General features: G+C 41.1%; 8 protein-coding genes and 1 pseudogene. 3 read left to right on the plus strand and 6 right to left on the minus strand.

Annotated features, from left to right (window positions below; translation table 11 throughout):
- Positions 1-144: 144 nt before the first annotated feature.
- The gene (locus NMG88_RS03745; protein WP_042151964.1) at positions 145-906 is read left to right on the plus strand and encodes a Crp/Fnr family transcriptional regulator; all 762 of its coding nucleotides are present in this window, start codon (positions 145-147) and stop codon (positions 904-906) included.
- A gap of 192 nt (positions 907-1,098) precedes the next feature.
- On the opposite strand, the gene hmpF is transcribed toward NMG88_RS03745, so the two are convergent.
- The 4 genes and pseudogenes from hmpF to NMG88_RS03765 form a co-directional block, all read right to left on the minus strand.
- Positions 1,099-2,838 carry a pilus motility taxis protein HmpF gene (gene hmpF, locus NMG88_RS03750; RefSeq protein ID WP_042151967.1) on the minus strand — a complete coding sequence of 580 codons (1,740 nt, stop codon included), beginning with the start codon at positions 2,836-2,838 and terminating at the stop codon, positions 1,099-1,101.
- A 99-nt stretch (positions 2,839-2,937) separates the two neighbouring features.
- A complete protein-coding gene (locus tag NMG88_RS03755; RefSeq protein ID WP_227350106.1) occupies positions 2,938-3,687 on the minus strand; it encodes a Uma2 family endonuclease in 750 nt (249 codons plus the stop codon).
- Between the two features lie 38 nt (positions 3,688-3,725).
- A pseudogene (locus NMG88_RS03760) lies at positions 3,726-4,292 on the minus strand (Uma2 family endonuclease).
- A gap of 92 nt (positions 4,293-4,384) precedes the next feature.
- Complete coding sequence (locus tag NMG88_RS03765) at positions 4,385-5,257, minus strand: S-methyl-5'-thioadenosine phosphorylase (RefSeq protein ID WP_227350108.1); 873 nt, start codon at positions 5,255-5,257, stop codon at positions 4,385-4,387.
- A gap of 316 nt (positions 5,258-5,573) precedes the next feature.
- Here NMG88_RS03765 and NMG88_RS03770 point away from each other — a divergent pair, with 316 nt between their 5' ends.
- The gene (locus tag NMG88_RS03770) at positions 5,574-7,223 is read left to right on the plus strand and encodes a glycoside hydrolase family 10-like protein (RefSeq protein ID WP_254035123.1); all 1,650 of its coding nucleotides are present in this window, start codon (positions 5,574-5,576) and stop codon (positions 7,221-7,223) included.
- Positions 7,224-7,583: 360 nt separating this feature from the next.
- Here NMG88_RS03770 and NMG88_RS03775 read toward each other — a convergent pair whose 3' ends face one another.
- Positions 7,584-9,218: an alpha-D-glucose phosphate-specific phosphoglucomutase gene (locus NMG88_RS03775; RefSeq protein WP_042151977.1), complete on the minus strand. Its 1,635-nt coding sequence runs from the start codon at positions 9,216-9,218 to the stop codon at positions 7,584-7,586.
- 173 nt (positions 9,219-9,391) lie between these two features.
- Positions 9,392-10,063, minus strand: a complete 672-nt coding sequence (locus tag NMG88_RS03780; protein ID WP_042151979.1) for a Uma2 family endonuclease — start codon at positions 10,061-10,063, stop codon at positions 9,392-9,394.
- A 275-nt stretch (positions 10,064-10,338) separates the two neighbouring features.
- Between NMG88_RS03780 and uvrC the strand changes: the two genes are divergently transcribed.
- Entirely contained in the window at positions 10,339-12,198 is a 1,860-nt protein-coding gene (uvrC, locus tag NMG88_RS03785) for an excinuclease ABC subunit UvrC (RefSeq protein WP_235765610.1), read from the plus strand.
- The last annotated feature ends 59 nt before the right edge of the window (positions 12,199-12,257 follow it).

The following is a 12,257-nucleotide window of genomic DNA, read 5'->3' on the forward strand; positions in this document are numbered from 1 at the left end:
ACTATGTAGATAGGGTAAACCCTTGCTGTAAATGGCTTTCAGCCACACTGGGATGGTGGGATATTCTCGCCCACCTACTTAGGTGTCTTAATATTCCTCCTGCCTTTGATTGTGATTGAAAAATTTTAATGAGCCGATCTAATGATGCAGTCTTCCCCGATTCCGACCGATTCTAACCGACCGTTTTTAACTTGGCAACGGATTACTGACTGGGCGCAGGAACATTACCGTTGTCGAAGTTTCAGTAAAGATGAGCGGATTCCAGCCCGTCCGGGGTTACTTTATTTAGTGCAACGGGGTACCGTCCGGTTAGTGGGTAGCGCCGAACTAAAATATGCCGAGAGTAAACCCAAATCCAGACCGCGTAATCGCAAATTAGACCAAGCCTTTTTGGGTTTTGTCGGTGCGGGTCAACCCTTTGAATTAATTGCCCAGTCGCCCTTTAGCCTGCAAGCCTATAGCCACGCCGATGATACAACGATTTTATGGATGTATTGGCATGACTTGGATAACTGGCCCCATTTTCGTCGGGAAGTCCTCGATGCTTTCCGGTATCAACATCAACGGAAATTACTGTGGTTAAGTATATTGGGTCAACGACGTACCATTGACCGACTTCTAGGATTTTTGACCTTACTGATTGAAGAACACGGCGAGTATTATACCAGTGGTGACAGGGAAGATGGGTTTAAGGGTTATCGTCTCCCTTGGTCATTAACTCATTCTCAAATTGGTAGTGCGATCGGGACTACACGGGTTACTGTAACCCGGCTGATGGGGAAACTCCGTCAACAAAACCTGATTTATACTCAGGATGATAACTTCATCTGTATTCCCGTTGACCCGGAAACCCAGAATCAAACCTCAGATTTAACAGCAGAATCAGGCTTTGAGGAAGAAGAATAATCAGTCATCAGTCATCAGTTAAAAGTTATCAGTCATCAGTTAACAGTTAACAGTTAACAGTTAACAGTTAATAGTTAGCAGTTAGTAGTTATCAGTTTTTAGCCCACGACTATTGACAATGAACTCTTTACTGATGACTCTTACACTGATAACTCTTACACTGATAACTCTTACACTGATAACTGATGACTGTTAACTGATAACTGATAAAACTTGCCGTAACTGTTCCGTTGTCTGGGTTTGATTCTGGGAGATTTCAAGCAATTGATTTAATTCAGTTGTGGTTTGTTCTAACTGTTGGCGAACTTGATTCCAGGAATCTTGAACTGGTTGTAACATTTCCTGATATAAACTGATCCGGCCCCAAAGTTCTGCTACCATCCGTTGCTGTTCGATCCAACTTTGTTCAGTCGTTTCTAACTGTTGGCGGGTTTGTTCGGTGTTGTTGATACGAGTATTAAGATCGGTTTGCCGTTGTTCAAAGCCCGAACTGATTTGTTGAATTTCGGTTTCCAAGATTTGGAGTTGTTGTTTTTGTTCCTGTTGTTGGGTTTCTAAAGTGGCAATCACCAATTTGAAATCAGCAGCCCCTCCAGAGGTCACGGGTGGCAGACCTTGGCGACGGAGTAAAACCGCTTGATATTGGGTTTTATGTTCCTCCCGTTCTTTGAGGGTACGACGCTGACCCACTAAGGTTTCATTCAGCATTTGATAGGCGTCTTGTTCATCGGTTAATTCCGTTTGTAAATTTTCCCGTTCGGAATCACTGATGGTTTTGAGTTTTTCCTGGATTTCCTTAATATCTTCGAGCTTGTATTTGAGTTCCTCCTCCTGTTCTCTCACCATCCGAAACCAGCGATCCCACTCTTTTTCCAGTTGTTTAACTTCGGTTTCTAATTGTTCCAATGACATCGCTTCTAAGGCTTGAACATCTACCTTGACACTGACAGTAACCTGATCACTTTCAGATTGACGGGAGGCTAAATTTTGTAACTGTTCTAATAGGGTTTGACGGTTTTGGATCAGGGTTTTTAAGGTTTGGGCATAGTCCTGTTTGGTTTGAAGTAACTGTTGTTCACCGACTAACTCCGCTCGGTTTTGGGTTAAAGTATCCTGAGCTTGTTGCCATTGTTGCCATTGCTGTTCAATGTCTGTGGTTGTACTATCTACGGTTTGTTGAAGTTGTTCTGCTTCTAAACGTTGTGACCGTAAACGTTGGCGATGTTGTTCTAGCCCATTCAGAGCAATAGCCACCTGTTCCCGGGAGCGATCCAGTTGTGTTTGTAGGGGCGAAATCGAAATGGGGTTAGACAGTTGATTCAGTAAATTCCCCAAGAGTGCCGACTGTTCCGTATTTAAGGAGGGAGACGACTTTAAGCTGGCCTGTTGTTCTTCAAGCTGTTGTCGTTGCTGTTGTAATGCGGCTCTAGTGGTTTCAATATCTTGACGGGCTTGGTCAATTTCAGAACGCAGACGTTTACTTTCATCCTTAGAGCGATCAATTTCTTGACGCTGCTGTTCTAGTCGCTCTAATTCTCCCTCCAGTTGTTCCATTTGTTCCCGTCGGGCTTCCATTTCCATTTCCCGACGATTTAATTCCTGACTTTGGTAAGTCAAAGACTCTTTCCACTGTTCGATTTCTTCCTGTTGGGTTTTGAATTTTTCTTGCAAGCGAGAAAAATCCTGGAGAATTCCCACCAGTTGGCGTGCAGCTTCTTGAATGCGCTGTACCTGTTTACCCGTATTTAGATCGACTAAAACTAAAGTTCCATCCTTGAAATTAGTTGCATCTTCAGCGAGAACGACCTCATCCCCGGATACGGCACTCCAATTGTTTTCACCTCGCTGACAAGCCAATAGCTTGAGTTCCGTCCTCCCGCCTCCTAGACCAAATTTGTTACTCTGCTTTTGTACTTCCGCTAAATAGAGCATCGGCCCTTTATCCTCTTGAGGTGTTCAAGCATGATTTTGATTTACCTGTCCTAATCATAAAACCTTCTGGGAGTAGCAATTAACAGTTTATATTTTGTCCTATTCTACAGGCTCAATTCCAGCCGCGCGTAGTTGGGCTTTTAATCTTTCTGCCCGTTGATATTCCTGCTCGGCCCGTTGATATTCCTGCTCGGCCCGTTGACGTTCCTGTTCAACCTTTTCTGTACCCCACAATAGCAAATTACCCTGTTCATCCCACCAGCGCAACCAATGGCCCTGACGGTTTTCGCGAGTTCCTTGCCAGGCTCCTAGAAACAGCTGCATTTCCGGTATCCAAAACCAGCCCTGCTCATTGGCCGATTCCAGTCTATACCTTTGGATGTCACCGAAACGATACAATTCTAAGCTCCCTGAGTTGGGTTCAAAAATTCCATAATTGGGGACTTGCAAAATCTGTTCATAGAAGAAGAATTTCCCAGGGGGATAGGTTTCTTTAACTGAATATTCTCCCCCATCGGTATCGGACAAAAATTCTAAGACCAAGGCGGGAATTTCTCCCTGGAGTTGCGGGGTATAACTGCGAACCACTTCCCCCCGACTCACGGAAATCTGGGGAATATAGGCCCAGTCTGGGGCTTTTACGGCCATTTTGCCATTGATAGTGGCACAAATACCGTAGTTTGTTGGGGTGAGGGCTGTTTCTGGCAGTTTTCCGGCCAGTTGCAAACTTTCGGTTAGGGCCGCAGCCAGGGCGGGTTGATTGATATTATCCACAGGGTCATCGGGTAGCAAAAAATCATCTGGCAACTTTTCCCAAGTAATTGTGTAGGTGGGGGAGGTGGCTAACATGATCATGCGGGTAAGAGAAACTAATTTATATAATTATATCATTGATGTTTCAACCATGCAAATATATCTCCGACTTTTAATTGTAAATCTTTAACTAATTCTGGAGTAGGCAAAATAGCAGTTTCTTCTTCTAATAATTGGGGTTGTTGTTGGGGCGGATAAACTAAAACGGATTCGGTTTCTGGATCAATTAACCAACCTATTTGACTCCCCTGATTGAGAGCGTGTAAGATTTTTCCGGTGACTTTGATTGGGTTTTGTTCGGGAGAGAGAATTTCAATGATCCAATCGGGTACAATATTAAAAACATTAGCAACTTTTCCCTGTTCATCAATGGGAATTCTTTCCCAGGCAAATACCGTAATATCAGGGACAATTGCCCGTCCTCCAAACACACAGCGAAGTTCTGTATAAGCTCTAGCAATTCATTGTTTTTTAACCACAGAATTAATTGCTTCAGTCAGATCAACCTGAATTGTACTGTGATGTCCTTGGGGTATAGGTTTTTGAATAATTTGACCTTGAATATATTCACTGGCGGGTTTGGTTTCTGGAAGTTTGAGAAAATCTTCTAAACTGAGAGTTTTAATGGGGGATTTTAGCATAATTTATTTTTGACTCAGTTATTAATAAAGATGCGCCCAAGCGCAACAAGATGAATTTTATCAAGATTTAGGTGGCTGATGCCACCCTCGGTTTAGATATATTTTTTTAACAATAATTCTAACTGTTGTCTGCGATCAGAGGGAATTTGATTTAAGGGGGTTAAAATCGCATATTTCAAGGCAGAATGGGCTTGGGATTTTGGTAAATGATATTTTAAACGGCGCACGGTTTCTTGAATGACTTGTTGAGCATTGACCGCATTTTTATGGAGATTTTGAATTACCATTTCTACGGTGACATGATCATGGTCTGGATGCCAACAATCATAATCGGTAACTAAGGCTAAAGTTGTATAGGCAATTTCCGCTTCCCGGGCTAATTTGGCTTCGGTTAAATTGGTCATTCCAATAATTGTTCCCCCCCAACTACGATATAAATTAGATTCGGCTTTGGTAGAAAAGGCTGGCCCCTCCATACAGACATAAGTTCCCGATAAATGATAATCTATATTGGGTAAATTTAAACTAGCGATCGCTTCTCCTAATACTTTTGATAATTGCGGACAAAAAGGATCACCAAAGGTAATATGAGCCACAGCACCATTCCCAAAAAAAGTAGAAACCCGTTGATTAGTTCGATCAATAAATTGATCAGGAACAACTAAATCTAAAGGTTTAAATTCTTCTTTTAATGAACCCACCGCCGAAGCAGAAATAATATATTCAACTCCCAAACTTTTGAGAGCATAAATATTAGCCCGATAGGGTAATTCCGTCGGCAAAAATCTATGGGTGCGTCCATGTCTGGCCAGAAATGCCACGCGCATTCCTTCTAAAGTTCCCACCAAAATAGCATCGGAAGGTTGACCAAAGGGAGTATCAATGTGCATTTCCTCCACATCGGTAAATGCCTCCATCTTATACAACCCACTGCCACCAATAATGCCAATTTTAACCTGAGTCATGCTTTTTCCTTGATTAAGTTGTACTCAAATATTGTACCTAAAATTGGGCATAATTAACTTAGGGAAGATATTAATTTTTTCCCTATTGGGATTATTCCCTTGTAAGATGTCCCCTTCTTAGTTAAACTATTAATCAGTCATCAGTCATCAGTCATCAGTCATCAGTCATCAGTCATCAGTTATCAGTTATCAGTCATCAGTGAAAGAAGTTAAATTAATACTTAACTCATCAATGATCACTGTTAACGATTTCACAACTGATAACTGATTACTATTTACTGATAATTGATATTAGTCATATCCTTTAACAAAAAACATGAATTGGAACTCCATTAAACAGCAGAATTATTTTGGGTATTTGCGAATTAAACCCTTAAAATATTTAACCCGTTCATTTCAAAGTCAAATTCAAAAAATTAGACTTGGAAAAATTACCAAATTTCAACGATATTTGGCATTAAGCTTTTGTTGTATTTTCTTGGGATTAACCTTAGCTCAATTTCCGGTTCTTTCCACTTCTATTAATATCTCAACAGTCAGACAAGAACTATCGGAAAATTTACTATCTCAGGGAATAATTAATCCGACAAACTCGATTAGTCATCAACGAGAATTTAGGGGAGTTTGGGTAGCAACCGTCGCTAATATTGATTGGCCATCTAAATCAAATTTGTCAGTTGATCAACAAAAATTTGAACTAATTGCTATCCTAAATAGGATGCAAGAATTAAACTTAAATGCCTTAATTCTGCAAGTGCGTCCGAATGGAGATGCCTTGTATAGTTCCAGTATAGAACCTTGGAGTGCGTGGTTAACAGGAACCCAAGGAACCCCCCCAAATCCCTATTATGATCCCCTACAATTTGCGATTGAAGAAGCCCATAAACGCAATATTGAACTCCACGCTTGGTTTAATCCTTATCGGGCAAGATTAAGAGGAAATGCTGCTTTTGCACCGAATCACATGGCATCAAAATTCCCCCAATATGCCTATAAATATGGGGATTTAATCTGGATGGAACCGGGGGCAAAGGAAGTTCAAGATCAAACCTATAATGTGATTATGGATGTGGTACAACGTTATGATCTTGATGGCGTTCATTTAGATGATTATTTCTATCCCTATCCTCAAAGTGGGGTTCCATTTCCTGATAGTCAAACCTATAATGCTTATCGTGCAGCAGGAGGAAATTTAGCGCTATCAGATTGGCGACGAGAAAATGTTAATCTGATGATTAAACGCATTCATGAAGGGATTAAAGCGATTAAACCTTATGTTAAATTTGGCATTAGTCCCTTTGGGATTTATCGCCCTGGAAAAGCTCCAGGAATTGTTGGATTAGATCAATATGCTTCTCTATATGCGGATGTTAAATTATGGGTTGAACAAGGGTGGATGGATTATTTAGCGCCTCAACTTTATTGGAAAATTGATCCCCCTCAACAAAGTTACCCCGTTTTGTTAAATTGGTGGTTACAAAATAATCGTCAAAGACGTCATATTTATGTCGGAAATGCTCTCTATCGAATTGAAAATGAATGGTCTATTTCTGAAATCCAAAGACAGATCGCAATTTCCCGACAAACAGCCCCCCAATTATCTTTAGGAAATATCTTTTTTAGTATGAAGATATTTCGAGATAATCGTCAGGGAGTGAATGAAATTTTCAAAAGTGCGGTTTATCCCACTCCAGCTTTAGTTCCGATTATGCCTTGGTTGGATAATCAACCCCCGGAACCTCCTAGCGGAATTGAAACTAATTCTGGGATGATTTCTTGGATGCCTTCTAATAGTAATGATATCCGTTCTTGGGCAATTTATCAACAATTTTCCACGGGTTGGCAGTTAGTTAAAGTGGTGAATAAAGATACTACTTCTATTCGTGTTAACCCAGGAAATTATGCAGTTCGCGCGGTAGATAGAATGGGAAATGAAAGCGTTGAACAGGTTATTTCTGTGTCTTAAAATTGGGAAGACATAATAACTCCCATTATAGCAAGAGGCAATAGGGAATAGGCAATCTCGCTATAGGTAAATACTTACTGTGAGCAGCTTTTAGCTTTCAAGAATGTCCTAATAGATGTGGCGACTGCTATAACAAGGGAATAGGGGGGATCAAAGTCCCCCTTTTTTATGCAGCAGGGCTGTTTCAAAGTCCAGTGAAAAAGAGTAAAGAAAGAGCGATCACTACCTGATAAAATAAAGAGTAGTCGCTAACTTTTTACAAAAATAAAGATGTTATAGCAGGGAACAGGGAACAGCCCCCTAACCCCCCGTGCACGCAGGGCTAGGGGGGGAGGGAACAGGGGGGAACAGGTTAAACAATTAAGTAATAACAGTGGGTTGTTGACGTCCGGTTATGGTTTTGATTTGGGCAATTTCATCGGCAATAGTAATTAATTCTCCTAGCGCCTCTTGGGGATCTAAATTGTGTTTAGTGGGGTCGGGTTCATAACTTTCTAAATAAACCCGTAAGGTTGCCCCTTTAGTTCCCGTCCCTGATAACCGAAAGACAATCCGAGAACCATCGGTAAACCCAATCCGAATCCCCTGATTATTACTAATACTATTATCCACCGGATCGGTATAGCTAAAATTATCACTATATTCGACTTGATAGGAACCGTATTGTTTACCTTTTAGATTTGGTAAAATTGCCTGTAATTGATCAACTAATTGATTGGCTTTTTCTGTTTCTACTTCTTCATAATCATGGCGAGAATAATAATTGCGTCCGTAGGTTTGCCAATGACTGCGAACAATATCTTCCACGGATTCTTGACGGACGGCTAAAATATTTAACCAGAATAATACCGCCCATAATCCATCTTTTTCCCGAACATGATTTGATCCGGTTCCAAAACTTTCTTCCCCGCATAATGTAGCTTTTCCTGCATCTAATAAATTGCCGAAAAACTTCCATCCGGTCGGGGTTTCATAACAGTTTATGCCTAATTTTGCCGCCACACGATCAGGCGCTTGGGAAGTGGGCATGGAACGGGCTACCCCGGCTAAACCACCTTTATATCCGGGAACTAAATGGGCATTGGCGGTGATGATGGCTAAACTATCACTGGGGGTGACAAAAAAATTATTTCCTAAAATCATATTGCGATCGCCATCTCCATCGGACGCCGCCCCAAAATCCGGGGCATTTTCCCCGAACATAATTTCGACTAAATCATGGGCATAAACTAAATTAGGATCGGGATGACCGCCACCAAAATCCTCTAAGGGAATACCATTGACCACGGTTCCGGGTGTGGCCCCTAAGCGGTTTTCAAAAATGGCGCAGGCATAGGGGCCAGTTACCGCGTGCATGGAGTCCACACACATCCGAAACTTACCCGAAGTTAATAATTTTTGAATTAGGTCAAAATCAAATAAGGATTCCATCAATGACCTGTAGGGTTGGACGGAATCGAGCACCTCAACGTCCATGGTTCCCAGTTTAAAACTTCCGGGTTGATCTAAATTAATATCAGCCGCCTCCATGATGTTGTAGCGGTCAATCACCAGGGTACGGGCATAAATCGCTTCGGTGATTTTTTCGACGGCTGGCCCACCATTACTGCCGTTGAACTTGATCCCAAAATCTCCTTCTGGCCCTCCGGGGTTATGGCTTGCAGAGAGAATAATCCCCCCAAAGGCTCGATTTTCGCGGATTATACAAGATGCGGCTGGAGTGGAAACAATGCCCCCAGATCCGACGAGAACCTTTCCAACGCCGTTAGCAGCGGCCATTTTTAAGATAATTTGAATGGCTTGGCGGTTATAGTAGCGACCATCTCCACCTAAAATTAGGGTTCCGCCTTCATACCCCTCTTGGGTATCAAAAATCGCCTGAACGAAATTTTCTAGGTAATGGGGTTTTTGAAAGGCAGGAACGGACTTGCGTAGGCCGGATGTTCCCGGTTTTTGGTCGTTAAAGGGTTGAGTTGAAACGGTACGAATATTCATGAGAGATTGACGATGGAATGCTTGCCCCAATTGTATCGGTATGCACCTCTCCTTTTCACACTTTCGATAAAAATTCAATCAGTTATCGACAAAACTAAGAAGTACCGGGTTGCACGAATAGGAAAATCTCAAAGGTTGTCCCTTTTCCGTCTTCACTCAGACAGAACATTAAGTCAGGAATTGCTTGAATCAAACGGCTGGTTTTTAGTCCCCATTAACCAGCGTGTAATTGTTCCATCATCTTCGCTTTGGGAACGTTGTAGGGCTTCAGTCACTAAGGCTATTTTTAATCCGGGTAAAACTTGGGATTCTTCGATTAATCGACTCCCTTGGTTTTCGACCGCAAAGGCTAATATTGTGTTATCTTCAACGTTTACAACCCAATATTCTTGGATTCCTAAGTTTTCATAGAGTAATCTTTTTCGACCAATATCATCTACAAAAGATGATGCAGCTATTTCAACAATTAAGCTGGGGGAGGTAAATTCATCTAAATTAATTGGGGAATTATTGCGAGGAGGAAATGGTAAGTTATCCCCAATATAAAACCCGATATCTGGCTGACTTTCTCTGGCTCCTGTTTTTCGGAAAGATGTGTTAGTAAATCCTTTAATCCGAATATTTTTAATAGCCGCATAAACTAAGATTACCGTTGATAGAATTGTGTTATCGTGTCCGTGTGCTGAACCTAGTGGAGCCACTTCTATCCTCATGTATTCTTGATCATAATAAAACTTACCCTCAGCATACTGAGGATTCTCGGCTAGGGCTGAAAATTCTTCCCAGGTCGCTTTTACCCAAGTATCCGTCGGTATTGTGATTAAAGGAGGAGCTTGAATCATCATTAACACCTAAACCTTAAATTTAGCGTTTTTATAATTATAACCGATCAAACCAATCTTTACCACCCGATAATTTAGCTAATTCTTGATCAATGGGGTTGGGTAATTCTTTCTAAAACTTATATACTAGCGGGGCGAATGGCTTGTTCTATGGCTTCCTCCAAATAAGATTGCCATTGATCGGCTTGAATATAATAGGAATTTTTATTATCTTTTGAATTAAGTTTTTTAATCTTAATGATAGAATCAGATATTGAAGCAATCCAAGAATTTATTATATGCCATCTGTTACAACTTCTCCTCTAATTAAAGATCCTGAACGTTTAGAAAAACAGTTACGAGATATTCCTCCGGTTCCGGGGGTGTATTTAATGCGAGATGGTCAGGATAATATTCTTTATATTGGTAAGTCTAAAAAATTGCGATCGCGGGTACGTTCCTATTTTCGAGAACAGCATCATCACACCCCACGCATTTATTTAATGGTACAACAAGTTACCGAGATAGAATTTATTGTCACCGATACGGAAGCAGAAGCCTTAGCTTTAGAAGCCAATTTAGTTAAACAACATCAACCCCATTTTAATGTTCTGCTCAAGGATGATAAAAAATATCCCTATTTATGTATTACTTGGTCGGAGGATTATCCGCGAATTTTTATTACCCGTAAACGCCTTTTAGGTAATATTAAAGATCGTTATTATGGCCCCTATGTGGATACCAGGGTATTAAGAAATACCTTGCATTTAATTAAACGAATTTTTCCCCTGCGTCAACGACCTAAACCTTTATTTAAAGATCGTCCTTGTTTAAATTATGATATTGGTCGCTGTCCGGGGGTTTGTCAACTATTAATTTCTCCTGAAGAATATCGAAAAATTGTGCAGAAAGTGGCGATGATTTTTCAGGGAAGATCGGGGGAATTAGTTGATCATTTAGCGGAACAAATGGAACAAGCCTCGGAAGCCTTAAACTTTGAAACGGCGGCGATAATTCGAGATCAAATTCAAGGGTTACAGTCTTTAAATGCAGATCAAAAAGTTTCTTTACCCGATGATCGTGTGTCCCGTGATGCGATCGCTTTGGCGGCTAATTCTCAACAATCCTGTGTGCAGTTATTCCAAATTCGCGCCGGAAAATTAGTCGGACGCTTAGGGTTTACCGCCCAAGTTCCCCCGGAGTTAAAATCAACGGAAATGGGGTTAATTTTACAGAGGGTTTTAGAAGAACATTATCAATCTGTTGATCCGGTGGAAATTCCCAATGAAATATTAGTTCAATATCAGTTACCAGATGAATCTATTTTAACAGATTGGTTGAGCGATTGCAAGGGAAAAAAAGTCACGATTTTAACCCCCCAACGTCAAGGTAAAGCGGATTTAATTGAGATGGTAGAACGGAATGCGGAATATGAATTAGAACGGGTGCAAAAGTTAAGAGATCGTAATACTTTAGCCTTAGAAAATTTAGCAGCAATTCTCGATTTACCCGATCTTCCCCATCGTATTGAAGGTTATGATATTTCCCATATTCAAGGGTCAGATGCAGTCGCCTCCCGGGTAGTATTTATTCAAGGTTTACCCGCCCAACAATACTATCGTCATTATAAGATTAAAAACCCCACCGTTCACGCCGGACATTCCGATGATTTTGCCAGTTTAGCAGAAGTGATTGGGCGCCGTTTTCGAGACTATGCTACTTCAACAGATAAACCGGATTTAATTATGATTGATGGGGGAAAGGGTCAACTTTCGGCGGTAGTTACTGTTTTAGAAGAACTGAATTTATTAGAGGAAATTCGCGTAGTTAGTTTAGCCAAACAACGGGAGGAAATCTTTTTACCTGGAGAAAGTTTACCCTTAAAAACCGACTCCGAACAACCTGGGGTTCAACTATTAAGAAGATTACGAGATGAAGCTCACCGGTTTGCGGTTAGTTTTCATCGAAATCAAAGGACTCAACGCATGAAGCGATCGCATTTAGATGATATTCCCGGGTTAGGACATCATCGACAAAAATTATTATTAGCTCATTTTCGTTCCCTGGAATATATTAGAATAGCTACTCCAGAACAGTTAGCAGAAGTCTCGGAAATTGGGCCGAAATTAGCTCAAGAAATCTATAATTATTTCCATTAAAGTAGTGAGTCCTTGAGGACTCAGAAAGCCCTGAAGGGCTTACTACTGGTAGTCAGTCC

This window comes from Planktothrix agardhii (assembly GCF_904830935.1).
Classification (GTDB): domain Bacteria; phylum Cyanobacteriota; class Cyanobacteriia; order Cyanobacteriales; family Microcoleaceae; genus Planktothrix; species Planktothrix agardhii.